We start from the raw sequence: 25,089 nt of genomic DNA, 5'->3' as shown, positions 1-25,089 counted from the left end.
TTAATTATTAAGTATATAACAAAAAAAACTCTCTTAAAAAAGAGAGTTTTTTTTGTGGGCCCTGAGGGATTCGAACCCCCGACCCTCTGGGTGTAAACCAGATGCTCTGAACCAACTGAGCTAAGAGCCCTAAATTTTTTAAAGGTGTTAGGAACCTTTGTGGGCGATGAGGGATTCGAACCCCCGACCCTCTGGGTGTAAACCAGATGCTCTGAACCAACTGAGCTAATCGCCCTCTGTAACGTTATTTCCGTTTAGAGTGGTGCAAATATACGACTTATTTGGAAACTTCCAAATTTTTTTCTAAAAATTCTCCAACAACAAAGTTACTTCCGCCAATAAAAATCATTTCTTCGTTTGTAGATTGTTGTTTTGCAGACAAATAGGCGTCTTGTACTGAATCGAAAATTTTATAAATAATTTTTGCGTCAATTAGTAGATTTTCATAATCTTTCGGGTGTCTTCCCCTCTCGATAGAAGGTTTTGCAAAATAAAACTCAGAATTCACAGGTAATAAAGTCATCACTTCATCGATCTTTTTGTCATTAACAAATCCCAAAATAACATGTTTGTGCTTGTCGATCGAGTTGAGTTGAGTGAAAACCTGTTCTAATCCTGCCTGATTATGTCCTGTATCGCAAATTGTCAAAGGACTTTGAGAGAATTCAAACCAACGTCCGATAAATCCGGTGTTCTTATGGACGTTTAGAAGCCCATTTTCAATGTTTTTATCAGAAATAGATACATTGAGCTTTCTTAACTCCTCAATTAAAGCTAAAACCACCTTTATGTTCTTTTCCTGGTAATTTCCTTTTAAGTCAGATTTGAAACTATTGTTCAACAAGGTAGCATCAACCAAAAAAGCATTTTCCTGGATTGATTTTTCTTTAATAATATTTTTCACGACCTCATTTTCATCACCGAAAATGATAGGAGTGTTGTTTTTAATAATTCCTGCCTTTTCAAATGCAATTTGTTGAATGGTATCTCCTAAAATATTTTGATGATCTAATTGCACATTCGTAATGGCAGAAACCAAAGGCTTGATGATATTTGTAGAATCTAATCTTCCACCTAATCCAACTTCAATAATTGCAAAATCTACCTGTTGTTGATAGAAATATTCAAAGGCCATAATGGTCGTAAACTCAAAAAATGAAGGAAGAATGTCTTCTGGAAGTCCTTTCAGCTTTTGAATGAAGTTGAATACAAATTCTTTGTCGCAATTGGTCCCGTTTACTTTTATACGTTCTGTGAAATCAATAAGATGAGGGGAGTTGTATAAACCAATCTTATAACCCGCATCCTGCAGAACTGAGGCCAACATATTGCTTGAAGAACCTTTTCCGTTGGTGCCGCCAATATGGATGCATTTTATTTTTTCCTGAGGGTTGTCAAAAAAAGCACAAAGCTTAATGATATTATCTAAACCAGGTTTGTAAGCTTTCTCTCCATCTATCTGATAGTTGGGTGCCTGTACGAAAAGCCAATCAACGGCTTCTTGATATTGTTGAGTTGTCATGATGCAAAATTCTCAAAAGTTTGATAAAAATAAAACATTAATTTTTTTTATCTGTAACTTTTTTATATTTGGCTCGTCTAATATCATAAAATCAGAATATGAAAAAAGTTTGGATTATTGTTTTGGGATTAACAAGCATGGGTTTAAGTGCTCAGAAAAAGTGGTCCTTAAGAGAATGCGTAGACTATGCAGTAGAGCATAATCTTCAGGTGATCCAAAATCAATATTCAAAACAGATTCAGGATTCTAATCTTAAAATGGCAAGAAAGCAATATCTGCCATCTGTATCGGGGAGCATGTCTAATAGTGTAAGTTTTGGGCAGACTTCATTTGGAACAGGAAGTTTGAGGAATGATAGATTCAGTAACAGTTCTAATTTGGGGGCTGATATCTTGGTTTATAACAACGGAAGACTGGAGAAAAATATTAGAAAAAGCCAGTTTGATGTAGAAGCCAGCCAATATGATATTGAAACCATTAAAAATGATATTTCACTGCAGATTGCGCAACAGTATCTTACCACCTTGTTGAATAGAGAAATTGTAAAAATCTCTGAGAGTGCAGTTGAAAATGCCCAAAAACAATACGATAGAGCAAAAATAACAACGCAGGTTGGGACTACGGCTCAGACTATTTTAGCGGAAGCAGAAGCTGCATTAGCGAGGGAAAAGCAAAATCGTAAAACAGCAGAAATTAATGTTTCTAGGAGTCTTTTTGCGATGGCACAGCTTTTACAGTTACCAGATTATAAAGATTTTGATGTTGAAAATGTAAATGTTCCGGACCAATTGGAGCCACAATTAAAATCAGTGGATGAGGTTCTTACTACAGCATTTGATAATCAACCTCAGATAAAGGCTGCGGAAAGCAGAATAAACTCTGCCATTGCACAAACAGAAGTAAGTAAAACGGCTTTCTGGCCTACACTTTCTGCAAGTGCTGGAATAGGAAGTTTTTACAATAATCTTTTAACTACAAATACTACAGGATATGATGCGTTAGGAAATCGTATCATGGAAAGAAATTTATTTGGGCAATATAAAGACAATTTTGGTCAGCAGGCTAGTCTTTCGCTTAATGTTCCTATTTTCAATAAAGGAATTACCAAGCTTCAGGTAGAACAATCTAAAATAAATGAAAGCGTTGCTAAGATCACTTTGGAACAACAAAAACAGACCGTAAGACAGAATGTTCAGAAAGCACAGTTTGATGTTGATGCTAACTATGAAACATTTTTATCTGCTATGGAAACAGAAAAAAGTACAAAGCTGGCTCTGGATTTCGCTGATAAAAGCTATACAGCAGGAAGAACGACCATCTATGATGTAAATGTTGCGAGAAATAACTATGCTAATGCACAAGGATCTGTGGCCCAAGCGAAATACAATTATCTTTTCAGTCTTAAATTATTGAATTTCTATGCAGGAATTCCATTAAGTTTGTAAAATGTCTATTCAATCGTTAGAAAAATATTTACCAAATAACACCCTCCAATATTTAAAAATTTGGTTTCTAGACCATTATATTCATATAAAAATTACAAGAAATAGGAATTCTAAACTGGGAGATTATAGAAAGCTCCCAGATAATTCCCATGAAATAACCATAAATTCTACACTTTCACCACAGCTTTTTTTCTTTGTATTAACTCATGAATTGGCTCATTTAATTGCTTTTGAAAAATATGGAAGACGAATTTCCCCACATGGAAATGAATGGAAAGAAACCTTTCGGTTAATGCTTCTTGAAAGTCTTGAAGTGTATGAGGAAGAACTGAGGCCCATCATTACCAAATTCTCTAAGTCTCCTAAGGCCAATTTTATGGCAAGCCCAGATTTGGTTAAATATTTTCATATTGAAAAACAAGACGATACCCTTCAGTTTATTGAAGAGCTTAAAAAAGGAGAATACTTTATGTACCGAAATGAAAAGTATTTGTTAGAAGGTCTGATTAAAAAAAACTATCTTTGTAAGAACCTGGCTACTGGAAGAAAGTATTCTTTCAAACCTTTGGCAAGGGTAGAAAAATGTAGTTAAACATGTCAAATTCAGATAAATACTGTGTGATAATGGCGGGTGGAATCGGCAGTAGATTCTGGCCACTAAGTACACAGAAATTTCCAAAACAATTTCAGGATATTCTAGGAACTGGGCGAACAATGATTCAGCAAACGTATGACAGGATCAAAAAAATCATTCCCAATGAGAATATATTTGTCATTACAAATAAAGAGTATGTAGCTCTTTCTCATCAGCAGTTACCAGAAGTGCCGGAAGAAAATATCGTAGGAGAACCTTTGATAAAAAATACGGCTGCATGTAATCTTTACATGGCCAATAAAATTGCTGAGATCAACCCAAATGCTACAATGATTGTTCTTCCCGCAGATCATTTGATTCTGAAAGAAAATGTTTTTGTAGAAAAAATGGAGGTGGCTTTTGACATTGCTTCTAAGCATGATTATCTGGTAACGTTAGGAATTACCCCCACAAGACCTGATACAGGATATGGGTATATACAATTTGTAGATAAAAAAGATTCGGAATATTTCAAAGTAAAGACTTTTACGGAAAAACCCATTCTGGAGCTTGCACAAAGCTTTTTGGAAAGTGGAGATTTTCTTTGGAATGCAGGAATTTTTATATGGAATGTAAAAACCATTCACCATGCTTTTGAAACTTATCTTCCAGAGATGACACAACATTTTATGGCGTGTGAATACAATGCTGAAAGCGAAAAAAGCTGTATTGAAATTATTTATCCGAAAGTTCAGAAAATTTCTATCGATAACGGGATTTTAGAAAAAGCTAAAAATGTTTATGTAGTACCTTCTGACCTTGGTTGGAGTGACTTAGGAACATGGACTTCCGTATATGAAAATTCGGAAAAAGACGAGAACGAAAATGCGGTAAAGCAAAAGCATATTCTTACCTATAATTCTAGCGGAAACATTATTCACGTAAAGAATACGAATAAGGCCATTGTTATTGATGGATTGAAAGATTTTATCGTTGTAGATACAGAGAAGGTTTTATTAATTTGTCCAAGAGACCATGATCAGCTGATAAAAGACTACGTTCTTGATTTGAAAAGCTTAAAAAAAGGAGAGAAATTTATTTAAAAAGGGCATAATTTCTGCTACGTTTTGAATTATGATAAAAAATGCATCCAAACTTATTTTGTTGATTTTCTTTCTTTTAGGTGCGCTTGCGTATTCTCAGGAGAAGAAAAAATTTAGCAGTATTCATAATATTCTAAGAGGAATCGTTCCCAACAATAAAACAGATTTTTGGGTGTTGCTTTACAATACGTATGGAAAAGATCAGGAGATTAATGTTTCGGGATCTAAAAAAGAGTATATCCCTCAATCTTCAGGATTTAACCTTTTCCCTAATGAAGACAGTTTTTATTATATCGCCTATTCTTCCGGTGGAAAAATGAATTATGTTACAGATCTTAATGGCTTAAAAACCTTTATCGGAAAGATTGACAATATTGAGGAAGCTGCCATTGCAGCCACGATAGAAGGTTATCTTGTGGATGAAGAATTTAAAGATGTTGCAGGAAATTATTATGAAGACTCCTCTAATTATTATCTGGACCTAGGAAAGCTGACTTCAAAAGAATGCCCGTACCAGAAAAAGCATTATACCTTAACGATAAATAAGCCTACAGGAGCTATTACCAATGTAAAAGACAACGGAGCCTATATTGAGCTTTACAATAAAAAATGTCCCAATAATCCAAGGCTTCTGAAAATTGAAAAAAAAGAAGAACCAAAAGATGAGCCTAAAAAATCAAGCAGATCAACCCAACGCAAATAGTGTCTACGAAACAGAAAGACTAATTATTCGTCCAGTATCAGTGGAGGATAGAGCGTTTTTTTTTGAATTGTATAACAGACCGAAATTTATACAATACATCGGTGATCGTCATATTAAGACGATTGATGATGCAGAAAATTATATCAAAAATAGGTTCCTTCCACAGCTTGAAAAGACAGGATTTGGAAACTACTTAGTGGTTACTAAAGATACTAATGAAAAAATTGGTGCTGTAGGAATCTTTGAAAGAGAAGGATTAGATATTTTAGATATAGGATTTTCTCTCTTGGAAGAATTTGAAGGTAAAGGCTATGCTTATGAAGCGGCTCTAAAAGTAAAATCTATCGGAATGGATGATTTTGGGTTAAAAAAGATTTCTGCGATTACTTCAAAAAATAATTTTTCTTCTCAAAACTTAATCAAAAAATTAGGCTTAACATTCAAAAATCATGTAACACTTCCCAACGAAGATGAAGAGTTGATGTATTTCGAAACAGAATAAAAAAACACAAGAAGCACTAATATTTTCACAAATATCACTAATGATTTGTGCCATTCGTGAAAATATTAGTGTCATTCGTGCTTAAATCTACCCTTCCAAAATCTGCTCAGCCGCCGTTTTCGAAGTCACTTTTTCAATCACTCTTTCACAAACACCATTTTCATCAAAAATGAAAGTCGTTCTTACAATTCCCATGTATGTTTTTCCGAACGTTTTCTTCTCCTGCCAAACCCCGAATTTTTCAATAATATCACGGTTTTCATCAGCAATAAGGTCATAAGGAAAAGCAAATTTGCTATGGAAGTTTTTCTGTTTTTTCACAGAATCACCACTTATTCCGAGTAATTGAAATCCTGCTTTTTCCAATTGAGAATAATTATCACTCAAATTACAAGCTTCTACCGTACAGGTTGGAGTATTGGCTTGAGGATAAAAGAAAATAACTAACTTTTTTCCAATTAATTTTGATGAGCTTACGGTTTCTCCTTCTTGGTTCGTTCCTTCAAATTCTGGCAATTTATCTCCAACTTTCAACATAATGATTTAATTTTGCTCAAATTTAATGGTTAAATGACAAAAAAGCAAAGAGCAGAACTTGTTCAGTTAGAATTAGAAAAATTATATCCTGTTGTTCCTATTTTTTTAGATCATATAGATGTTTATACGCTGATGGTTGCTGTTGCCCTTTCTGCGCAAACTACCGACAAGAAGGTAAATGAGGTAACTCCCGAACTTTTCGCGGTAGCAGGAACGCCACAAAGAATGGCAAAATTGGAGGATTTTGAAATTAAAGAACTCATCAAAGAAATTGGACTTTCGAATACAAAAGCTAAGAATCTGAAAAAAATGGCAGAGCAACTTTTGGAAAAACATAACGGGATTGTACCTCAAACCTATGAAGAACTTGAAGAATTGGCAGGTGTGGGGCACAAAACGGCTTCTGTAGTGATGAGCCAGGGCTTCGGATTTCCCGCTTTTCCTGTCGATACACATATTCACAGATTGATGACGCAATGGAAGCTCACTTCCGGAAAAAACGTGGTAGAAACGGAAAAAGATGCCAAAAAATTATGGAAAGAAGAGTTTTGGAATAAACTGCACCTTCAGATTATTTTTTATGGTAGAGAATATTCGCCTGCGAGAGGAAAAGGGGAAAAGGATTTTATTACGAAAATGATGTTTGAGAAATAAAAAAACAACCTTTTTTAGGTTGTTTTTTTATTTATTAAGTTGATTATTTAGTCTTGTTTTTATGATTTTGTATAAAATCTTTATTACGGATTTGAGTAGATAGTTCTTTATATAAAATTGTAGCTAAATCGAAACTAATATCTTTATACTTATCATCATAAGTCATAGAGTGAGAATCATATCCATTAGTAATGATTGTGATTTTATAACTTTCTTCATTTTGTGATGCTTTAAATTCTATATTATAATCCTTACAAATTTCTAAAAAGCTTTTGTAGACATTTGTATTTTTAATTTTTTCATAAATTGTATTTACAACATGATCATTGCTGCCTTCATTTTCTTGAAACTTTAGAACTTTCTGTTCAAAGGTTAATTTGTTAATTATAGGAATGAATGCATTTTCCATTATTTAAAATCAAATTAATTATCCAGCAATCTTCTGTGGTAATTAATTTGTCCTAAATGATAACTCAAATGTCCAAATAAATGAATCAGAAAATATTCAGTGGTCATTTTATATCCAAGGGCTTCAAGAGGATATTCTTTTTCAAGATCTTCTGTAGATAATTTGTCAAGCGTTGAAACTACGACATCCAAAGTTTTTTCAACTTTTTCAATTAATTCTGCTCTTGGAATGTTCTTTAATGAGAATTCTAGTTCTCTATTTCTAATATATCCTGATTTTCCTAGCTCAGCACCAATAAAAGTGTTTAGGTTTCCAACTAAATGAAGACAAAGGTTCCCTCCGGAATTGGCGACATTTTTATCTGTTTTCCACATTGAATCTTCGTTTCGATACGCTTCAATTTCTTCTTTTAATTTATTGAGATCTCTGGTATAAAGAGATTTTAGGCTTTCTGTTATCATTTTTTATTTAAAATTTAATTCCCTTAAAGGGTGGATTTTTGTTAAATAAAAAGACGGGGCAGTTAAATATACACCCCGTCAAATTTATAATATTTTCAAACTATTTTAATCTTAGTTTACTTCTGTTTCTGTGCCCAAAGCTCCATTTTCCTATTTAAAACATTTAATGGAAGACATCCTTGGCTCAATACTTCATCATGAAATTTTGCTAAACTGAATTTTTTCCCCAATTCTTTTTGATATTGATCTCTCAATTCACGAATTCTCAATGAACCGATTTTGTAACCCAAAGCTTGCCCCGGCATTGCCATATATCTTTCAACTTCTGCGGTTGCGCCTGCTTCATCGTAAGAAATATTACTTAAGAAATATTTGATGGCGTCTTCTCTTGACATTTTTCCGGTGTGAATTCCTGTGTCAACAACCAAGCGTACCGCTCTCAACATCTGATCGCTTAAATATCCCATTTTTTGATAAGGATCTGTATATAATCCGAATTCAGGACCTAGAGTTTCGCAGTAATGCGCCCAACCTTCACCGTAAGCTCCAAACCATCCGAATCTCATGAACTTCGGTAATTTTGTGTTTTCCTGTTGTAGAGAAACCTGATAATGATGTCCCGGAATAGCTTCATGTAGGAAAAGTGATTCCATTCCTGAGGTAACATTGAATTTAGAAGGATCCGGAAGCGGAACATAGAAAATTCCCGGTCTTTTTCCGTCCGGTGTTCCTTGAATGTATTCTGCACTGGCACTGGCTTCTCTGAATTTTTCAGTTTGTCTAATCTCAAATTTCGTCTTAGGAGTCACACTGAACATGGTTTTCAGTTTCGGAGTGATCTTCGCTAAAATGGCATTAAAACCATCTAAAACATCTTTAGAAGTCTTATAAGGCATGGCTTTAGGATCTGTTTTCACAAAGGTGATGAACTCTTCCAGTGTTCCGGAAAATCCAACCTGTTGTTTTACTTTTTCCATTTCTGCACGAAGCATAGCGACTTGTTGAAGTCCTATTTTATTGATCTCTTCTGGAGATTTGTTGGTTGTTGTCCAGCTTTTTACATAATAAGCATAGATGTCGTTTCCTTTTGGAAGGCTGTTGTAACCATCTGTATCTCTTCCTTTTGGCAAGTATTCTGTTTCTAAGAATTTACCCATCTTGGTGTATGCAGGAATTATTTTTTTAGAAATAGCTTCTTGATACAGTTTTGTGAATTTATCTTTTTGAGCGGTCGTAAAATCTTTAGGGAAATGTTGGATAGGACCGTAGAAAATATTTTTTTCAAAATTAGGATTGATGATTTCCTCGGCTTTCATCTGAGGGATCATTTTTACGATCAACTTTTTAGGTAAAACCATCTTATTGTTGATTCCTTCTTTAAAGTTTTCAATGGCAGCATCCATCCATAAAGGAAATTTATCCATTCTTTTTAACCAGTCTTCATAATCTTTTTCAGTTTTAAAAGGCTGACTTCCTTCTCCGCTTCCATATAAAGGGAAATTTAAAGGCAGACCTCCGAACTGAGTAAAAGGAATGTATTCCGGATGATAAGCGTAGGCTTCAGTCTTATCTTTTAAGGTAAAATCTAATACATCAAAAACAACTTTATCATCATCAGAAAGACTCTTGTAATCTACCTGATCTAATTGTTTCTGAACAGAATTGTAAAAAGCTACTTCCCCGGAAATGAAGTCTTTATCGATGTTGATCGGAAGTTGATCATTATATCTTAGGTCTCCTTGTGATGTGGCATCCAACGGATACAGTTTTAGATATTGCTCATAGTAATTGGACGCAATAGAATCTATATTGGTAGGAGTCACTTTTGTTAAAGGAGAATCGGATTTTTTACATGAAATTAAGCTTACAGCTAAGCCCAAACCTAAAATACTTTTCGATAAAATGTTTTTCATTTTTCAGAATCTTTATGAGAGCAAAAGTAAGTATTATTGAAAATAAACCGATTATTAATAAACTCGATTTTTAGAAAAATAATTTTCAAAAAATTTTCCACTTTCAATCTATTTTTTATCTTTGCTGATAACGTTTAACAATCATATATATTACAGCTCTTTTTTAAGAAATAATGAAAGGGATTTTAAAAATTTACCATCCGGAAGAAACGCTAACATACAATATTAGAAATACTTATTGTAAGGCGGTTTACAGTAACCAAGAACATTTTCTTGAGGTTGAAATCATCACGGATGACAGCTTAGATCATGTAGATGATGATTCTTTACACTACAATTTTCCACAGCTTTCGCTTAATGTTTTCGATTTTCCTATTGAAACATCGGAAATAGAAGGAAAAACCATTCAAATCAATGATTCTGATGAGGAAACCTACACAGAAGTAGATTTATTCGACGATGAAGATGCTTTTATCTACGATAATGAGCTTCAATTCGAGAAAAACGATGAAGATGTACTGCAGGTGATCTGGAAAGGAACCATTGATGATTTCTATACAGGATCGGACACGCCGATTCCTTTTAGGCTCAAATGCGAATTTAAACAAGATGATATTGTAGTAGACGAGGATTAGAATTAATCTTTCCCTCAGTCGTTTTGTAATCAGATTTCTTTTCAAAATATTTTTTGGAGAGAAATTTGCTATTGATATCCAATAACAAAATTTAAGGTGTTTTTAAGTAATTTTTAAGACATCAATTCATAATATTCCACTACTTTTGTCGTTAAAACCTTTATAAATATTCATAGTAATGCTGTTAACGGAACTTACTCAGATTTTATTTGCACAAATCACTGCACCTGCAGTTGCAACAGACCATTTAGAATTTTCATTTTGGAAGATCATGTTCCACGGAGGGGCTTTCGCTAAAATAGTAATGTTTACCGTACTGGCACTTGGTGTATTCTCGGTATATCTATTTTTTGAAAGATTTTTCTTTATTAAAAGACTGACTTCAAAAACAGATTCTAATTTTATGGATAATATTGAAGATTTTATTAAAGAAGGCAAAATAGAATCGGCAGCAGATTACTGTAAAAGACAAAACTCTCCTGAAGGACGAATTTTAGAAAAAGGAATTTCAAGATTGGGACGTCCTGTTTCCGACATCGTAAGTGCGATGGAATCACAGGCTCAGGTAGAAGTTGCCAATATGGAGAAGAATCTTAACCTCTTGGCGGTGGTACCAAGTATTGCTCCGATGTTAGGGCTTTTAGGAACGGTTATCGGGATGATTATTGCGTTCTTTAATTTATCTCAAGCATCCGGATCCTTCTCTCCTAAAACATTGTCTGAAGGTATTTATACAGCGTTGGGACAAACGGCGGTTGGTCTTGCAGTAGCAATTCCGGCTAACTTTTTCTACAATATTCTTTTAACAAGGATTGATAAATTTGTACTAAGAGCTCAGAATATGTCTGGCGAATTTTTAGATCTTATCAACAAACCTTTATAAATCTTTCCAGATGAAAATTCAGAGAAGAAATAAAGCAAATCCCGAATTCAGTTTGGCAGCGATGACCGATGTTATCTTGCTGATGCTGATATTCTTTATGATTACTTCATCCGCTGCCAACCAAAGTGCAATTGAGGTAAATCTACCAAAAGCGGGAGCATTAGAAGATAATATTCCAAACCCTTTGGTCGTAAGTATTAAACCGGATGGATCTTATTTTGTGGATGATAATCCTGTAACGAAAGACCAGTTGGAGTCTGTGATTGTGAGTAAATTAACCAATCAAACCAATAAGTCTTTTACCATTCGTGCAGATGAAAATACAATGCATAAAGATGTTGTTTTCGCCATGGAAATTGCTGAAAAGAATAAATTTAATATTGCCATTGCAACAGTTAAAGATAAATAATAACAGGTAAGGATCATTTTAAAATGAGAGGCTACACAGCAGACAAAAACGAGCAAAACAGAGACAGGATAAAAAGTGCGATACTTTCTATTCTTATTTGGTCTGCCATCTTGCTTTTTGTTTTTCTTTATAAATTAAAACCGGAGTTAGAGAAAAAGCCAGATGAGGTAATTACCACAATGTTGGTGAACTTTGGAGACAACAGAAATGCGAAAGGTGTTGAAGAACCCGCTGATCAAGAGGGAAGTTTAGCTGCAGCTACAGAAGTGGTAACTCCAGAGCCTGTTGAAGCTGCTGTTCCTGAAACGAAAACGGTAGTAAAACCAGAACCTAAACCAGAGGTTAAAAAAGCGGAGGTTAAGGAGAAGGTACTTACCGGAAATAAATCAAAACTTACGGTTCCTAAGAAAGAGGAAACAACAAAATCTGATAAGAAAGCAGCAACAAGCGCTTCTGCTTCTAAGAATACCAAAAAGGCAGGTGCCGCAACCGCCAATTCCAAAACAGGAAATGGAGACGGAAAAGGAAACGCCGCCATTGGAAATTTAATTAAAGGAAGAGGAACGAAAGCCGGAAGCCAAGGAACGGGAGAAGGAGTAGGAAATTCCGGAGATCCTTTAGGAGGTGACGGAAATGGTGATAGTAAAGTAGGAATCGACAGAAAATTAATTGCATATATTCCTGGAACGATGGGAAGAGGTGGAGCACAGCCTAGTAATAGTTGTACCGCCAGTGGAACCATCACTGTGGCATATACCGTGGATAAAGCAGGAAATGTAGTGTCTGCAAGAAGATCAAGCGGAACATCCGATCCCTGTATTTCTTCCAACGCAGTGGCCTGGGTCAAGAAATATGTAAAAGCTGAAAAAGCAAGTACATCTTCTACAGGAACATATAAAATTAGTTTCTAACATATAAAAGCACTTTATTCAAGTGCTTTTTTTATTTCGTTGATTCTATTGATAACCGGAAGCGCAAAAATTCCGCTGGTTTGAAGATACAGTTCGTAGAATGTTTTTGCTTTGTCTAGAAAGTCATTGTTTTTTTGTCCTCTGCCTGTAAAATAGAAAAGATTTCCCAGCATTTCGTAATAATCTTTGTGGTCTCTTTCCTGTCTTTCATTGACGATTTCTATGATTTCTTCTTTTGATTTTGAGGAAAGGGTAGCAAAATCAAACTTGAAAATATCTTTCATTAACATCTCGAAATCTAATTCTTTCTGCATTAAACTTTCTTCAGGCTTATCTAAAATCAGTTTTTCTAATGCTTGAGTTAACTGACGTATGAGTCGTAATGTGAATTCTTTATCTGTGATCATAATAATCTTTTTATTAGTTGTATATTATTAATGGTTTGTTATTAAAAAACTACAATAGACAGGGAACCTCCGATGGCAAAAATAATTAAACTATAGCCAACATCATTTTGGTCAGATTTTCTGTTCTCTAATTTACTGTATCTATGATTTAGAGATTTAGCTATGAGTAAAGGTATTGGTTCTTTTTTGTAAATCCATTTAAAAATGAAACGAGTGATTTGTAAGAATATAAAAATTAAAAAAGGTAAAATAGAGGATGTAAAATCTTCTTGTACCGTTAGCCATAATGTACAAATTGCTAACCATAATAAGGAAAAATAAATATTCCTAAATTTTTCTGATAATGGAGTTGAAATTGGCAGCCACCAAAGAGCTATAAAAATTACTGAACCCATTATTTTTATAATTTCTAAATGGATTTGATTAAATTTCAAATAATGAATGAGAATTTCCATGAGTACGATTAAGCTAAGTAAAATTATTTCATATAAGCTCAACGGTTTTAGAAAAAAACCAAGTTTTATATTTTTCAACTTAATCATTTGTCTTCAATTAATATACTTTTATGCAAAAAACAAATAAGCTAAAGCAATCGCAGTAATAACTCCCACTAAATCTGCCAAAAGCATAGCAATTACCGTATATCTAGTATTCTTCACGGCTACAGCTCCGAAATAAACGGCAATCACGTAAAAGGTCGTATCTGAGCTTCCCTGAAGAACTGCTGCTAGCTTCCCTTGGAAACTGTCTGCTCCGAAAGTTGACATCGTATCCACCATCATTCCACGGGCTCCGGAACCGGATAAAGGTTTGATTAATGCGGTTGGAAGCCCATCAACAAAACGAGGATCAAAATTAGCAGTATAGGCCACCCATTTCATTCCATCGATAATGACATCAAAAACACCGGAAGTTCTTAGAAGAGAAATTGCAATCAACATTCCTACTAAATAAGGAATGATCTTGACACAGGTCGTAAAACCTTCTTTTGCTCCTTCAATAAAAGCATCAAAAACATTAATTTTTTTATAAAGGGCGCCAAGCACAATTCCTAAGAATATAAAAAGTATTAATCCGTTGCTTAAAACTTTGCTAAAAGTGTCTAATTCGTCTTTACTTAATTGAACCAAGTATACCACCAAAAGTCCAATAATCGCTGAAATTCCGCCTACATAAGCGATAACTACAGGGCGAAGAAGATTTATTTTTTGATATAAAGAAACAATAATCATAGCTGCTAAAGTCGCTGCAAATGTGGCAATCATACACGGAAGAAAAATATCCGTTGGTGTTTTAGAACCCATAGAAGCTCTGATGGCGATAATAGAAACCGGAATCAATGTCATTCCTCCAGCATGAAGACATAAGAACATGATCTGAGAATTACTCGCGGTATCTTTATTTGGATTTAAAGTTTGCAGACTTTCCATGGCTTTTAAACCAAATGGCGTGGCGGCATTATCCAATCCTAAAAGATTAGCACTGAAATTCATCAACATATGCCCGAAAGCAGGGTGGTTTTTCGGGATTTCAGGGAATAATTTTGAAAAGAAAGGTTGAATTAATCTACTTAAAAGATTGATTCCGCCTGCTTTTTCTGCGATACTCATGAATCCCATGAATAAGGTCATGATTCCTATCAAACCGATGCAGATTTTTACGGCAGTTTCAGAGGTTCCTATAACGCCATCTGATTCCTGAACGCGATATACTTTTACATCTTGTTTAAGAGAATCTGTCTTGTAATGAATTCTACTTTCAGCGAAATTCTGTTTTTTTATCAAACTGTCTCGGATAATAGGAGAGAGCGTGCTCATTTTCTGAGTTGCGATTTGCACTGTATCACCGCCTTTCCCAACAACCATATCATTGAAAATGGTTTTGTAATGACTTGATGACATATACTTTATGCTTGCAATAGCAATGGCAACGATAATAAAAGCCGACCAAATTCTGCTGAGAACCATTTGATTAAATTATAATGGGTTAAACTTATCAAAAAAACTTCAGATTACAAAAGAGACGGGAACTTTTTGTCATTGCGAGGAGCTAAGCGACGAAGCAATCTCAATAAAACAAATAAAACTTTTAATATAAATAAGTTTAGATTCCACGCTCCACTTCGTTACGCTCTGAATGACAAACTAAATGGTTAAATAAAAACTATTTTTCATCAAGATAAACCAAGTATCCCTCAAAATCATCATCCAGGTTTTTCAGAACTTTTGCGTCTTTCATTTTATCAATCAAAGCATCTACAAAGAAACTTTTTTCAAAAAACTGGCGGTGGATTCCGGGTAACAATTCCATGAAATAATCCATTCCTATTTTATTGTTATGAAGGTCCATTTTGGTTTCCAACGGCTTATTAGGAAATAATTCTTCGTGCATGTCGGTTATTCTTTTGCAGAAATCCAATGCTTTTTCGGGCGAAGAGACCTTGCTGCAGTACATCAGGATAAAAGCACACCAAAGTGAATGTCTGAAAGCGTTTCCTATCCCATTATTGGATGCTGTTTCGGGAAAGCGGTTCTGAGCAATCGTGAAAGCTTGTATGGTGGCATAAAAGCTTAATAAAGAAAAAAGAGGATGGGGTAGAACAAGCGATAAAAGACGCATGATCTTTTTAAAGCTCATACTTCGGATCGTATTGAAAAATATTTTAAAAGTCCTCATAAATAAAAATCTCTCCCCAATTAGAGAGAGATTGTATTGTATTTGTTACAAATTTTAAGCATGTACTGCTAATAAATTTACTGTCTTAGCTACTACTTCTTTAATTTCGGTTCTTTTCACGATGAAATCTACGAATCCTTTTTCCTGTAAGAATTCAGAAGTTTGGAAACCTTCCGGTAAGTCTCTACCGATGGTCTCACGGATAACTCTTGGTCCTGCAAAGCCAATTAAAGCTTTAGGTTCAGCCATAATAATGTCTGCCGTCATTGCGAAAGAAGCTGTAATTCCTCCAAAAGTAGGGTCGCAAAGATATGCGATGTATAAAAGTCCTGCTTCTGAAAGTTGAGCCAATTTAGCCTGTACTTTAGCCAATTGCATCAAAGAGTAGGTTGCTTCCTGCATTCTCGCTCCTCCTGACTGACAAATGATCATGTAGGGAAGTTTGTTTTTGATACAGTAATCAATTGCTCTTCTGATCTTTTCACCCATTACAGAACCTAACGATCCTCCAATAAAAGCGAAATCCATACAAGAAACTACCATTTTAGTTCCGTTTACAGTTCCTACACCATTTCTAATAGAATCAGTAAGCTTTGTTTTTGCTCTTACTTCTTTTAAACGATCGGCGTAAGGCTTTGTATCTTTGAAGCCTAGGATGTCTATACTTTCAACATTAGCATCTAGTTCAGTGAATTTACCTTCGTCAAAAAGGATATCAAAAAATTCTGCACTTCCTATTCTTACATGAAATCCGTCTTCAGGAGAAACATAATTGTTTTTCTTCAGTTCATCATGTTCTACTACTTTTCCTGACGGAGTTTGGTGCCAAAGACCTTTGGGAACATCCTTTTTTTCATCAGTAGAGGTCGTAATGTTTTTTGCTTTTCTTTTAAACCAGTCGAATGCCATTTTATAAGTATTAATGTACAATGTAGAATGCAAAATGTATAAAGAGGTAAGTTAGTACTCACTGCTTTATACATTTCACTTTTTACAAATTGTTATTTTAAAGTATTTACGTTATTTAAATCTTCAAACGCTTTAACCAATCTTGTAGAGAAAGTTTCTTCACCTTTTCTTACCCAACCTCTTGGGTCATAGAATTTTTTGTTAGGTTTTTCTTCTCCTTCAGGATTTCCGATTTGAGCTCTTAAATAATCGATATTGTTAACCATGAAATCTCTAATTCCTTCTGTGTAAGCGAATTGAAGATCTGTATCAATGTTCATTTTAACTACACCATAATCGATAGCTTCTCTGATCTCTTCTAAAGTAGATCCCGAACCTCCGTGGAATACAAAATTCACAGGTTTTTCACCAGTTCCGAATTTCTCTTCAACAAATTTCTGAGAGTTGTCTAGGATTTTTGGAGTAAGAACTACGTTTCCTGGCTTATAAACTCCGTGTACGTTACCGAATGCTGCTGCAATCGTAAAGTTATCAGATACTGCTTTTAGTTTTTCGTAAGTATAAGCAATATCTTCAGGTTGAGTATATAATTTAGAGTTGTCTACATCAGAGTTATCTACACCATCTTCTTCCCCTCCTGTAACACCAATTTCAACTTCTAGAGTCATCTGCATTTTAGCCATTCTTTCGAAATACTTAACAGAGATCTCTAGGTTTTCTTCTAAAGATTCTTCAGAAAGATCTAGCATGTGAGAAGAGTAAAGAGATTTACCTGTCTGCTTGTAAAATTCTTCACTAGCATCCAATAATCCGTCGATCCAAGGCAATAATTTTTTTGCACAGTGGTCTGTATGTAAAATTACAGTCGCTCCGTAAGCTTCTGCAAGAGTATGAATATGTCTAGCTCCGGCAATAGATCCTAAAATAGCTGCCTTCTGACCGTCATTGCTTAATCCTTTTCCTGCATTAAATGCAGCTCCACCGTTAGAAAACTGAATAATAACAGGAGAGTTTAATTTTGCTGCAGTTTCCATAACAGCATTTACATTGCTAGAACCAATTACGTTTACAGCTGGTAATGCATATTTGTTTTCTTTAGCATGCTGAAAAATATCAGTAACTAATTGACCTGTGGCAACTCCTGCCGGGAAAATTCTGCTCATGTTTTACTTTTTATATAATTTATTAGGTGTTTCTAAAATTCCTGTAAAGGTAAGAATTTTTGATAAATTGTTAATTTCTTTTGTCGCGCCCCCAAAGTAGTTTCTGGCGGATGGTTTCGTAGAAACTCAGATCATTAGGCTGTACCAAAAGAATCTGGAAACTTGCCTTTTTAATAATGATCTCTTTATCGGTTTCTATATGGATCAATCTTGAATCTAGAGAAAGCGAATATTGAGGTACTCTGCTTTCTACTTTGAATTTTATTTCAACACGGTCATTCACCACTAAAGGTCTCACATTCAGATTGTGAGGAGCGATAGGAGTGATGACGAAGTTTTCGTTATTGGGAGAAATGATGGGTCCGCCACAGCTTAAAGAGTAGGCGGTAGAACCTGTTGGGGTAGAAACGATAACACCGTCTCCCCAGAACACATTTAAAAATTCATCATTAATATATGAATCTACCGTAACCATAGATGTTGTTTCTTTTCTGGAAATGGTAACATCGTTTAAAGCATACGGGAAAAATTCGTCTGATCTTGGTGAAACGACTTCAATGACAGCACGGCGGCTGGTTTTTACATCACCTTTTAAGATGGCATCCAATTCTTTGAAGGCTTCTTCTTTGGTAAAACTTGCCAAGAATCCTAATCTTCCGGTGTTTACACCTACAATAGGAATCTCCAGATCTTCAATAAAAGTTAAAGAGTTTACAATCGTTCCGTCTCCACCGAAAGTGAAGAAAAGATCAACTTCTTTATCAATAAGATCCTGCTTATTATTAAAGGTCTCAAATATTTTTGAAAACTGAAGCGCTTCCGCCATTACCTCGTACAAAACAGATTTTACACCTCTGCTTTCAAGTTCTGAAACAAATTTGCTTAAATATAAAAAAGTATCAAGATCTTTTTTCTGAGAATATATGGCTGCCTTCATGTTTAAATTTCTATGAATTTTTGTAAAAATCCGAACCTGTCTTTAAACAGATCAGATTTTTCGTCAGAATAGAATTTTTCTACAATTCTATAATCATAACGGTCAAAAGTTGCGTCTATCGAGCCTAGATTTTCATTGCTGATCTTTATGGTCACATGAATCACTTCATCGGACATAAAGCTGATAAATCCACCATAAAATTTAGAGTTGTTGCTCTCTATAATATTGGCAATTTCTGTCATTGAATATTTTCTGGCAGGGGTTTCAATCGTAAGGATAGCTCCTAGTTCCGAAAACAGCGGATATTTAGACAAATCCTGGAAAATGTCTTCACAGCCGATGTATCCCAAATACTTTTCACTTTTATTGATAACAGGAACTATATTAGCATTGAAGGTATAAAACAAACGAATGCTGTCCATAATATTGTTATCTTCTAAAATAGCAAATCGCTCGATCTGATGTTCAAGATCTTTCAGGGTTCCTTCTTCTTCATAAAGGAAATCTTGCGCAATTGCACCGTAAAAGTGATGGGATTTTTTAACGAAGACATGGGAATATCCAAAGTCCTCTAACATGTTTCTTGCTGATTCTATTGAGTCAGTCAAGCTAAAACACGGGAAATCTTTTGAGATATAGTCCTTGATAAACATTGTGCTAATTTATAAAAAATTAAACGAAACTTTTTCTGAAAACCTATATTTTTTTTGGGAAAAATAAAAAAACCAATTTTAAAATTTGTTCGCGACGAAAAAAAAAGTATCTTTGTCGCCTTTCATTTTTACTTTTTATTAGATTTATTTCAAACTGCACTGTCTTTTAGACATATGCAGTTTTTTTATTTTAGGGCTTTTGTGAACTCCCACATCACGATTCCTCCACATACGCTCACATTTAAAGAATGCTTGGTTCCCAACTGGGGAATCTCTAAGAATGTATCAATATTTTCCAATGCTTCATCGCTGATACCTTCTACTTCGTTTCCTAGAATTAATGCATATTTCTTTGTCTTATCAATAGTGTAATCTGTAATCATCTGGCTGTTTGAGGTTTGTTCAATGCCAATAATTTCAAATCCTTTACTTTTAAGATCACTAATTGTTGTGTTAATATCACTTTCATGGCTCCAATCAACGCTTTCCGTTGCGCCTAGCGCCGCTTTATGAATTTCACGGTGGGGCGGTTGTGGAGTAATTCCGCACAGAATAATTTTTTCAATTAAAAAAGCATCTGCCGTTCTGAAGGTAGCACCCACATTGTGCATACTTCTTATATTATCTAAAACGATGATCAAAGGAATTTTCTCAACTTTTTTGAATGTTTCTACATCTATTCTGTTAAGTTCTTCCAGTTTTAATTTGTGTACCAATGTATTATGTTGTTGAATTTAATTTTCTGTTTTTATAAAACCTTCTTCTTAATGAACCCAGTATCCGTTTCTATTATCATCTACGAACTTCATTTCTCTTTGGATTTTGTTTACCGGATAAGGCTTTTTTCATTGACTATCACAGTAATAATTGAGCTCTTATCTTCAGTAAGAAGTTTACTTTAGTCCTCTAATTTATCAAATTTATCATTAAAAACGCTATTTATAGCTTCTGAATGTGAATTAAAGGGTAATCTAAACTCATTATAATAAGGATTGCTCTTCTTAAAGTCTGTTTTTTTATTTTTTCAAGCCCATGATCTGATGAACATTTTTTTCAATATTCTGTGCTAGCGCTTCCATCGGAATATCATTTTCATCATTATTAAATGGATCTTCAATTTCTTCTGCAATCATTTCCAAACTCATCAACACATAATAAACAAAAACAGTCAACGGAATCATGAAAAGCCCAATAGTAATGACATAAGCAATAGGCAATGCAAAAACGTACAAAATAATGAACTTCTTTATAAATGAAGAGTAAGAATAGGGAATTGGTGTATTTTTAATTCTCTCACATCCTCCGCAAACATCCAGAAAACCTGAAAGCTGCGTGTCTAGATACAGCATTTCCATCTCAGATATTTTACCTTCTTTTTTTAATTGACTAAGTTTATGAGTGAGCAGTATAATGATTTCAGATGGACCGTGATGCTTCAGTGATTTTTCAATTTCAGAATAATCTTCGTCCAAAGCCAGTCTTGTAGATTCTTTCGAAAGGTGTTTGGCTAAAAAGTGAGGAAAAAACTTTAGATATCTTGCAATTTGCTCAGCATCTTGCCTGTCATTACTTAATATGTTATTAATCTTCACTGCAAAATTTCGGGTATCGTTTACCAATTTTCCCCAAAGTTTTCTTCCTTCCCACCATCTGTCATAGGCCGTGTTTGTTCTGAAAACCAATAATAAAGAAAGAACAAAGCCTAATAAAGAGTGAATCATCCCGACATTGCTAACTCCGGATTTTGAAGTAAGATGAAGGTATTCTACCTCTAAATATTGAATGCCCCAGGAATACAATCCCACAAGAATCATACTTGGGAAAAGAATCTTCAGCGTATCACTTTTATGTAAACTGAAAAGGATTTTAAGGAAATGCTTGGTGTTATAGGCTCTCATAAATTTCGTTAGTCTTACAAAGATAAAATTTTCATTTTTGCATACTTTATATAAAGCTTAAAATATGTTTAAAATAGCTTAGATATTAATAAGGCCAAAGATTTTAGCATCAACAAATTTTCCTTTTTCAAAGAAAAAATCACGCATTGTTCCTTCTTCATTAAAGCCTAAGGAAAGCAACAGTTTTTCAGAAGAAATATTAGCAGGATCAATAAAAGCTTCTACACGGTGAAGTTTCATGGTTTCAAGTCCGAAGATCAAAATGGGAAGAATGGCTTCTTTCATATAAGACTTTTTCCAGAATTTAGGATTCAGTTCGTACCCAATTTCAGCTTTAAAATGCTCTTTATGCCAATTGTGATAGCCACAAGTTCCGATTACTTTCTTTTCTGATTTTAATTCTATAGCCCACCTGAAACCCTTTCCTTCTTCAAACTCTTTATTGAAAAGCTGAATAACATTTTCAGCATCTTCTAATGTTTTAAAGGTTTCAAGATCATAATATTCCATGACTTCATCTAAAGAAAAGTATTCAAACAAATCTTTGGTGTCATGAAGGGTCAATTGTCTTAAAAGCAATCTTTCAGTTTCTAAGATGGGATAGGTCATCGTTTCTATTTTACTGAAAATTACAATAAATATTTTATTGGAGAAATAAATTAATGTGAACTCTTAAATTTTCAAAGAAAACATTAATTCTAAAACAATTTCCTAACCCTGAATTTATTCTTTAAATTTGGGGCTCATTTTTTATTATGGCTAAAGCAAAGAAAGAAACCCCGTTAATGACGCAGTATAATACCATCAAGGCGAAATATCCTGATGCGCTTTTATTATTTAGGGTAGGGGATTTTTATGAAACTTTCGGGCAGGATGCTGTTAGAACTTCCCAGATTTTAGGAATTGTTTTAACCAAAAGAGCAAATGGAGACGGTCATATAGAATTGGCCGGATTTCCGCATCATTCTGTAGATTCTTATTTGCCAAAGTTGGTGAGAGCAGGACTTCGTGTGGCGATTTGCGACCAATTGGAAGATCCTAAAACAGTGAAAGGAATTGTAAAAAGAGGAGTGACTGAGTTGGTTACACCGGGAGTTACATTCAATGACCAGGTTTTAAATTCAAAAAAGAATAATTTCCTGCTTTCTCTTCATAAAGAAAAAGAGAAATACGGAATTGCTTTGGTAGATGTTTCAACAGGTGAGTTTTTGGTGAGTGAAGGAAATTTAGATAAAATACTTCATATCGTCAATACTTTTGATCCCAGTGAGATCATTTATCAGAGAAGTGTTCAGCTTCCGGAGCAACTTAAAAATAAAAGTGCTTTCAAACTGGAAGACTGGGCGTATCAATATAATTTTGGCTACGAAAAATTAAAGAATCATTTTAAAACCAATTCTTTAAAAGGGTTTGGTGTTGAAAATTCTCAATTGGCCATTGCTGCGGCAGGCGCTATTTTCGCTTATCTGGTTGAAGATACGCATCATAATTTATTAGCGCATATTACAAAAATTCAGGTGATTCCTCAGGAAGATTTCTTGATGATGGATAATTTCACACTGAGAAATCTGGAAATTGTTTATCCAAGCAATCCACAAGGGAAATCATTATTAGATATTATCGACAAAACTTCAACTCCGATGGGAGGGAGATTGTTGAGAAGAAGGATTATACTTCCTTTAAAATCAGTATACGAAATTGGAAGAAGGCTTTCTTTAATTGATTTTTTAAACGAGAATGATAATCTGAAATACGAAATTTCCCAATTATTAAAAGCTATTTCCGATTTAGATCGATTAATGGGAAAGCTTGCTGCCGAAAAGATTTCGCCCAGAGAATTAGGACATTTGCGTCAGAGTTTAATTAATATTCATAAAATTAAGGCGTTGCTTCATCCTCATGCAGATGTTTTGGCTTGGCTTCAGCCGTTGTCTGATTTAGATGAATTAATTAAATCTTTACAAAATTCTCTTAATGAAGAACTTCCGGTAAGTTTGGCGAAAGGAAATGTGATTAAAAACGGTATTTCTGAAGAATTGGATATGTTGAGAGGGCTTCAAAGTAAAGGAAGAGGTTTTCTGGATGATATGTGCCAGCGAGAAATAGAAAGAACGGGAATTACCAGTCTTAAAATTGATTTTAATAATGTTTTCGGATACTATATTGAAGTTCGAAATACCCATAAAGACAAAGTTCCGAGTGATTGGTTGAGAAAACAAACGTTGGTGAACGCAGAACGTTATATCACGGAAGAATTAAAAGAATATGAAAGCCAGATTCTTGGTGCTGAAGAAAAAATCAGTGTTTTAGAAAATCAACTGTACAGAAGTGTATGCTCTGAAACAATGGTTTACATGGATCAGATTCAAGAGAATTCTAGCATTATTGCACAATTGGATGTAGCGGTTGGTTTATCTGAACTGGCTGTTTCTGAAAGTTACACCAAACCGATTTTAACGGAAACTTTTGCGATTGATCTAAAGGAAGCAAGGCATCCAATTATTGAAAATGCACTTCCGTTGGGAGAAAAATATATTCCGAATGATATTTATTTAGATAAAGATTCTCAGCAGATCATCATGGTTACGGGACCCAATATGGCGGGTAAATCTGCAATTCTTCGTCAGACTGCTATTGTTTGTTTATTGGCACAAATCGGAAGTTTTGTTCCTGCTAAGCATGCTGAAATTGGAGTGTTAGACAAGATTTTTACAAGAGTAGGAGCTACGGATAATATTTCAGCTGGGGAATCAACTTTTATGGTTGAAATGAACGAGGCTGCCAATATTTTGAATAACATTTCAGACCGAAGTTTAATTTTATTAGACGAAATCGGTCGTGGAACTTCAACATATGACGGGGTTTCCATTGCTTGGGCTATCGCTGAATATCTGCATCAACATCCTACTCAGGTTAAAACATTATTTGCCACGCATTATCATGAATTAAATGAAATGACCGTGAATTTCGAGCGTGTAAAGAACTTCCACGTTTCTATTCAGGAGAACAAAGGAAATATCATTTTCCTGAGAAAATTAGTTCCTGGAGGAAGTGAGCACAGTTTCGGTATCCATGTGGCGAAATTGGCAGGAATGCCTGCAAAAGTAGTGAACAGAGCCAATGAAATTCTGAAAACGCTGGAAGCAAGCCGTTCTCAAAGCAGCTCTTCTGAAAGTATTAAAAAGGTCACTGAGGAAAATATGCAACTTTCGTTCTTCCAATTGGATGATCCTGTGTTGGAAAATATCCGTGAAGAACTAACGAAAATAGACATCAATACGTTGACGCCAATTGAAGCTTTAATGAAGCTGAATTCGATTAAAAAGATGATTGGGAAATAGTTTTATTTTGAAAGCTATTTGTCAAAACTCATTGTTAAAGGAACTCGGAATCTATAGCGAACTTTTTGTCCGTTAATTTCAGCTGGAATCCATTTATCCTTGATTTTTGATATTGCCCTGATTGCTTCTTGATTGAAACTTTCATTGCTTCCCGATGCCTTTATATCAGTTAAAGATCCGTCTCTATCAATGATAAATGTTAATTCACAGGTTTCTTTCTGAGAAGAAGAAACCACTTTTCTGGCTCTGAAATTGTCGCCAATCATTTTCTGTAGAACTTCAGTGCCCTTGGAAAAAGTTGCTGCTTTCTCAACCCTTTTGTATATTTCTTGACTATCTTTTTTAAGGACTAATTCATCCAGTTCTTCTGTTCCTTTTACAGATTCTTGTCCAGAAACAAATGAACCCAATATGATGCTAAGAAAGAATATTATTTTCTTCATA

General features: G+C 34.5%; 28 protein-coding genes and 2 tRNA genes. 11 read left to right on the top strand and 19 right to left on the bottom strand.

All coding sequences use genetic code 11. The features are described 5' to 3' along the window. Nucleotides 1–55: 55 nt before the first annotated feature. From AMQ68_RS20530 to AMQ68_RS20520, 3 genes are all read right to left on the bottom strand, one after another. Nucleotides 56–130: transfer RNA gene (locus AMQ68_RS20530), tRNA-Val, on the bottom strand. A 30-nt stretch (nt 131–160) separates the two neighbouring features. After that, nucleotides 161–235: transfer RNA gene (locus AMQ68_RS20525), tRNA-Val, on the bottom strand. A 42-nt stretch (nt 236–277) separates the two neighbouring features. After that, nucleotides 278–1,522 (bottom strand): folylpolyglutamate synthase/dihydrofolate synthase family protein, encoded by a 1,245-nt coding sequence (locus AMQ68_RS20520; RefSeq protein WP_054512452.1) that lies wholly within the window; start codon nt 1,520–1,522, stop codon nt 278–280. Between the two features lie 98 nt (nt 1,523–1,620). Here AMQ68_RS20520 and AMQ68_RS20515 point away from each other — a divergent pair, with 98 nt between their 5' ends. The 5 genes from AMQ68_RS20515 to AMQ68_RS20495 are packed head-to-tail and all read left to right on the top strand — an operon-like array spanning nt 1,621 to nt 5,849. Further along, entirely contained in the window at nt 1,621–2,967 is a 1,347-nt protein-coding gene (locus tag AMQ68_RS20515) for a TolC family protein (protein WP_054512451.1), read from the top strand. 1 nt (nt 2,968) lies between these two features. Further along, the gene (locus AMQ68_RS20510; protein ID WP_054512450.1) at nt 2,969–3,559 is read left to right on the top strand and encodes a SprT-like domain-containing protein; all 591 of its coding nucleotides are present in this window, start codon (nt 2,969–2,971) and stop codon (nt 3,557–3,559) included. Between the two features lie 2 nt (nt 3,560–3,561). Continuing rightward, a complete protein-coding gene (locus tag AMQ68_RS20505; RefSeq protein ID WP_054512449.1) occupies nt 3,562–4,644 on the top strand; it encodes a mannose-1-phosphate guanylyltransferase in 1,083 nt (360 codons plus the stop codon). Nucleotides 4,645–4,675: 31 nt separating this feature from the next. Beyond that, nucleotides 4,676–5,347: a hypothetical protein gene (locus tag AMQ68_RS20500; protein ID WP_054512448.1), complete on the top strand. Its 672-nt coding sequence runs from the start codon at nt 4,676–4,678 to the stop codon at nt 5,345–5,347. Beyond that, the gene (locus AMQ68_RS20495; protein ID WP_054512447.1) at nt 5,307–5,849 is read left to right on the top strand and encodes a GNAT family N-acetyltransferase; all 543 of its coding nucleotides are present in this window, start codon (nt 5,307–5,309) and stop codon (nt 5,847–5,849) included. Before AMQ68_RS20500 ends, AMQ68_RS20495 begins: the two co-directional genes overlap by 41 nt. 87 nt (nt 5,850–5,936) lie before the next feature. Here the strand turns inward: AMQ68_RS20495 and bcp are convergent, their stop codons facing one another. Further along, the gene (gene bcp, locus AMQ68_RS20490) at nt 5,937–6,386 is read right to left on the bottom strand and encodes a thioredoxin-dependent thiol peroxidase (RefSeq protein ID WP_054512446.1); all 450 of its coding nucleotides are present in this window, start codon (nt 6,384–6,386) and stop codon (nt 5,937–5,939) included. 33 nt (nt 6,387–6,419) lie between these two features. Here bcp and nth point away from each other — a divergent pair, with 33 nt between their 5' ends. Beyond that, nucleotides 6,420–7,040: an endonuclease III gene (gene nth, locus AMQ68_RS20485; RefSeq protein ID WP_054512445.1), complete on the top strand. Its 621-nt coding sequence runs from the start codon at nt 6,420–6,422 to the stop codon at nt 7,038–7,040. 43 nt (nt 7,041–7,083) lie between these two features. On the opposite strand, the gene AMQ68_RS20480 is transcribed toward nth, so the two are convergent. The 3 genes from AMQ68_RS20480 to AMQ68_RS20470 all read right to left on the bottom strand — a co-directional run bounded on the left by AMQ68_RS20480 (nt 7,084) and on the right by AMQ68_RS20470 (nt 9,823). Then, nucleotides 7,084–7,449, bottom strand: a complete 366-nt coding sequence (locus AMQ68_RS20480) for a hypothetical protein (protein WP_054512444.1) — start codon at nt 7,447–7,449, stop codon at nt 7,084–7,086. Between the two features lie 14 nt (nt 7,450–7,463). Further along, on the bottom strand, nt 7,464–7,910 hold the full coding sequence (locus AMQ68_RS20475; protein ID WP_054512443.1) for a DinB family protein: 447 nt from the start codon (nt 7,908–7,910) through the stop codon (nt 7,464–7,466). 116 nt (nt 7,911–8,026) lie between these two features. Further along, a complete protein-coding gene (locus AMQ68_RS20470; protein ID WP_054512442.1) occupies nt 8,027–9,823 on the bottom strand; it encodes a DUF885 family protein in 1,797 nt (598 codons plus the stop codon). A gap of 173 nt (nt 9,824–9,996) precedes the next feature. Here AMQ68_RS20470 and AMQ68_RS20465 point away from each other — a divergent pair, with 173 nt between their 5' ends. The 4 genes from AMQ68_RS20465 to AMQ68_RS20450 all read left to right on the top strand — a co-directional run bounded on the left by AMQ68_RS20465 (nt 9,997) and on the right by AMQ68_RS20450 (nt 12,661). Further along, the gene (locus AMQ68_RS20465; protein ID WP_054512441.1) at nt 9,997–10,458 is read left to right on the top strand and encodes a hypothetical protein; all 462 of its coding nucleotides are present in this window, start codon (nt 9,997–9,999) and stop codon (nt 10,456–10,458) included. A 178-nt stretch (nt 10,459–10,636) separates the two neighbouring features. After that, complete coding sequence (locus AMQ68_RS20460; RefSeq protein ID WP_054512440.1) at nt 10,637–11,341, top strand: MotA/TolQ/ExbB proton channel family protein; 705 nt, start codon at nt 10,637–10,639, stop codon at nt 11,339–11,341. Nucleotides 11,342–11,351: 10 nt separating this feature from the next. Further along, nucleotides 11,352–11,750: a biopolymer transporter ExbD gene (locus tag AMQ68_RS20455; RefSeq protein ID WP_054512439.1), complete on the top strand. Its 399-nt coding sequence runs from the start codon at nt 11,352–11,354 to the stop codon at nt 11,748–11,750. A 23-nt stretch (nt 11,751–11,773) separates the two neighbouring features. Next, the gene (locus AMQ68_RS20450) at nt 11,774–12,661 is read left to right on the top strand and encodes a hypothetical protein (RefSeq protein ID WP_054512438.1); all 888 of its coding nucleotides are present in this window, start codon (nt 11,774–11,776) and stop codon (nt 12,659–12,661) included. Nucleotides 12,662–12,675: 14 nt separating this feature from the next. Here AMQ68_RS20450 and AMQ68_RS20445 read toward each other — a convergent pair whose 3' ends face one another. From AMQ68_RS20445 to AMQ68_RS20395, 11 genes are all read right to left on the bottom strand, one after another. Then, the gene (locus AMQ68_RS20445; protein WP_054512437.1) at nt 12,676–13,068 is read right to left on the bottom strand and encodes a hypothetical protein; all 393 of its coding nucleotides are present in this window, start codon (nt 13,066–13,068) and stop codon (nt 12,676–12,678) included. Nucleotides 13,069–13,109: 41 nt separating this feature from the next. Next, nucleotides 13,110–13,523, bottom strand: a complete 414-nt coding sequence (locus AMQ68_RS20440) for a hypothetical protein (RefSeq protein ID WP_160318001.1) — start codon at nt 13,521–13,523, stop codon at nt 13,110–13,112. Between the two features lie 108 nt (nt 13,524–13,631). Then, nucleotides 13,632–15,035, bottom strand: coding sequence for a nucleoside recognition domain-containing protein (locus AMQ68_RS20435; protein ID WP_054512435.1), 1,404 nt, complete (start codon nt 15,033–15,035; stop codon nt 13,632–13,634). A 196-nt stretch (nt 15,036–15,231) separates the two neighbouring features. Then, a complete protein-coding gene (locus AMQ68_RS20430) occupies nt 15,232–15,744 on the bottom strand; it encodes a hypothetical protein (RefSeq protein WP_054512434.1) in 513 nt (170 codons plus the stop codon). 54 nt (nt 15,745–15,798) lie between these two features. Beyond that, nucleotides 15,799–16,653 carry an acetyl-CoA carboxylase, carboxyltransferase subunit beta gene (gene accD / locus AMQ68_RS20425; RefSeq protein WP_054512433.1) on the bottom strand — a complete coding sequence of 285 codons (855 nt, stop codon included), beginning with the start codon at nt 16,651–16,653 and terminating at the stop codon, nt 15,799–15,801. A 92-nt stretch (nt 16,654–16,745) separates the two neighbouring features. After that, complete coding sequence (gene fbaA / locus AMQ68_RS20420; RefSeq protein ID WP_054512432.1) at nt 16,746–17,816, bottom strand: class II fructose-bisphosphate aldolase; 1,071 nt, start codon at nt 17,814–17,816, stop codon at nt 16,746–16,748. 70 nt (nt 17,817–17,886) lie between these two features. Continuing rightward, nucleotides 17,887–18,753 (bottom strand): NAD kinase, encoded by an 867-nt coding sequence (locus AMQ68_RS20415; RefSeq protein ID WP_054512431.1) that lies wholly within the window; start codon nt 18,751–18,753, stop codon nt 17,887–17,889. A gap of 2 nt (nt 18,754–18,755) precedes the next feature. Then, nucleotides 18,756–19,331, bottom strand: coding sequence for a CBS domain-containing protein (locus AMQ68_RS20410; RefSeq protein ID WP_241775189.1), 576 nt, complete (start codon nt 19,329–19,331; stop codon nt 18,756–18,758). Nucleotides 19,332–19,591: 260 nt separating this feature from the next. Beyond that, entirely contained in the window at nt 19,592–20,122 is a 531-nt protein-coding gene (locus AMQ68_RS20405; protein ID WP_054512429.1) for an RNA methyltransferase, read from the bottom strand. Nucleotides 20,123–20,422: 300 nt separating this feature from the next. Continuing rightward, a complete protein-coding gene (locus AMQ68_RS20400; protein ID WP_054512428.1) occupies nt 20,423–21,304 on the bottom strand; it encodes a bestrophin family protein in 882 nt (293 codons plus the stop codon). A gap of 78 nt (nt 21,305–21,382) precedes the next feature. Continuing rightward, the gene (locus AMQ68_RS20395; protein ID WP_054512427.1) at nt 21,383–21,913 is read right to left on the bottom strand and encodes a GNAT family N-acetyltransferase; all 531 of its coding nucleotides are present in this window, start codon (nt 21,911–21,913) and stop codon (nt 21,383–21,385) included. Nucleotides 21,914–22,059: 146 nt separating this feature from the next. Between AMQ68_RS20395 and mutS the strand changes: the two genes are divergently transcribed. Then, a complete protein-coding gene (mutS, locus tag AMQ68_RS20390) occupies nt 22,060–24,645 on the top strand; it encodes a DNA mismatch repair protein MutS (protein ID WP_054512426.1) in 2,586 nt (861 codons plus the stop codon). Nucleotides 24,646–24,659: 14 nt separating this feature from the next. Here mutS and AMQ68_RS20385 read toward each other — a convergent pair whose 3' ends face one another. Then, the gene (locus tag AMQ68_RS20385) at nt 24,660–25,088 is read right to left on the bottom strand and encodes an energy transducer TonB (RefSeq protein WP_054512425.1); all 429 of its coding nucleotides are present in this window, start codon (nt 25,086–25,088) and stop codon (nt 24,660–24,662) included. Between the last annotated feature and the right edge of the window lies 1 nt (nt 25,089).

The organism is Chryseobacterium sp. ERMR1:04 (assembly GCF_001297705.1).
In the GTDB taxonomy this organism is placed as follows: domain Bacteria; phylum Bacteroidota; class Bacteroidia; order Flavobacteriales; family Weeksellaceae; genus Chryseobacterium.
The sequence above is the reverse complement of the archived record's forward strand: the minus strand, read 5'-3'. Positions and strand labels throughout refer to the sequence as shown.

Bases quoted from the DNA above. Each gene is read 5' to 3' on its own strand.
- AMQ68_RS20520 (WP_054512452.1), bottom strand. From the start codon at position 1,522: ATGACAACTCAACAATATCAAGAAGCCGTTGATTGGCTTTTCGTACAG.
- AMQ68_RS20515 (WP_054512451.1), top strand. From the start codon at position 1,621: ATGAAAAAAGTTTGGATTATTGTTTTGGGATTAACAAGCATGGGTTTA.
- AMQ68_RS20510 (WP_054512450.1), top strand. From the start codon at position 2,969: ATGTCTATTCAATCGTTAGAAAAATATTTACCAAATAACACCCTCCAA.
- AMQ68_RS20505 (WP_054512449.1), top strand. From the start codon at position 3,562: ATGTCAAATTCAGATAAATACTGTGTGATAATGGCGGGTGGAATCGGC.
- AMQ68_RS20500 (WP_054512448.1), top strand. From the start codon at position 4,676: ATGATAAAAAATGCATCCAAACTTATTTTGTTGATTTTCTTTCTTTTA.
- AMQ68_RS20495 (WP_054512447.1), top strand. From the start codon at position 5,307: ATGAGCCTAAAAAATCAAGCAGATCAACCCAACGCAAATAGTGTCTAC.
- bcp (WP_054512446.1), bottom strand. From the start codon at position 6,386: ATGTTGAAAGTTGGAGATAAATTGCCAGAATTTGAAGGAACGAACCAA.
- nth (WP_054512445.1), top strand. From the start codon at position 6,420: ATGACAAAAAAGCAAAGAGCAGAACTTGTTCAGTTAGAATTAGAAAAA.
- AMQ68_RS20480 (WP_054512444.1), bottom strand. From the start codon at position 7,449: ATGGAAAATGCATTCATTCCTATAATTAACAAATTAACCTTTGAACAG.
- AMQ68_RS20475 (WP_054512443.1), bottom strand. From the start codon at position 7,910: ATGATAACAGAAAGCCTAAAATCTCTTTATACCAGAGATCTCAATAAA.
- AMQ68_RS20470 (WP_054512442.1), bottom strand. From the start codon at position 9,823: ATGAAAAACATTTTATCGAAAAGTATTTTAGGTTTGGGCTTAGCTGTA.
- AMQ68_RS20465 (WP_054512441.1), top strand. From the start codon at position 9,997: ATGAAAGGGATTTTAAAAATTTACCATCCGGAAGAAACGCTAACATAC.
- AMQ68_RS20460 (WP_054512440.1), top strand. From the start codon at position 10,637: ATGCTGTTAACGGAACTTACTCAGATTTTATTTGCACAAATCACTGCA.
- AMQ68_RS20455 (WP_054512439.1), top strand. From the start codon at position 11,352: ATGAAAATTCAGAGAAGAAATAAAGCAAATCCCGAATTCAGTTTGGCA.
- AMQ68_RS20450 (WP_054512438.1), top strand. From the start codon at position 11,774: ATGAGAGGCTACACAGCAGACAAAAACGAGCAAAACAGAGACAGGATA.
- AMQ68_RS20445 (WP_054512437.1), bottom strand. From the start codon at position 13,068: ATGATCACAGATAAAGAATTCACATTACGACTCATACGTCAGTTAACT.
- AMQ68_RS20440 (WP_160318001.1), bottom strand. From the start codon at position 13,523: ATGGAAATTCTCATTCATTATTTGAAATTTAATCAAATCCATTTAGAA.
- AMQ68_RS20435 (WP_054512435.1), bottom strand. From the start codon at position 15,035: ATGGTTCTCAGCAGAATTTGGTCGGCTTTTATTATCGTTGCCATTGCT.
- AMQ68_RS20430 (WP_054512434.1), bottom strand. From the start codon at position 15,744: ATGAGGACTTTTAAAATATTTTTCAATACGATCCGAAGTATGAGCTTT.
- accD (WP_054512433.1), bottom strand. From the start codon at position 16,653: ATGGCATTCGACTGGTTTAAAAGAAAAGCAAAAAACATTACGACCTCT.
- fbaA (WP_054512432.1), bottom strand. From the start codon at position 17,816: ATGAGCAGAATTTTCCCGGCAGGAGTTGCCACAGGTCAATTAGTTACT.
- AMQ68_RS20415 (WP_054512431.1), bottom strand. From the start codon at position 18,753: ATGAAGGCAGCCATATATTCTCAGAAAAAAGATCTTGATACTTTTTTA.
- AMQ68_RS20410 (WP_241775189.1), bottom strand. From the start codon at position 19,331: ATGTTAGAGGACTTTGGATATTCCCATGTCTTCGTTAAAAAATCCCAT.
- AMQ68_RS20400 (WP_054512428.1), bottom strand. From the start codon at position 21,304: ATGAGAGCCTATAACACCAAGCATTTCCTTAAAATCCTTTTCAGTTTA.
- AMQ68_RS20395 (WP_054512427.1), bottom strand. From the start codon at position 21,913: ATGACCTATCCCATCTTAGAAACTGAAAGATTGCTTTTAAGACAATTG.
- mutS (WP_054512426.1), top strand. From the start codon at position 22,060: ATGGCTAAAGCAAAGAAAGAAACCCCGTTAATGACGCAGTATAATACC.
- AMQ68_RS20385 (WP_054512425.1), bottom strand. From the start codon at position 25,088: ATGAAGAAAATAATATTCTTTCTTAGCATCATATTGGGTTCATTTGTT.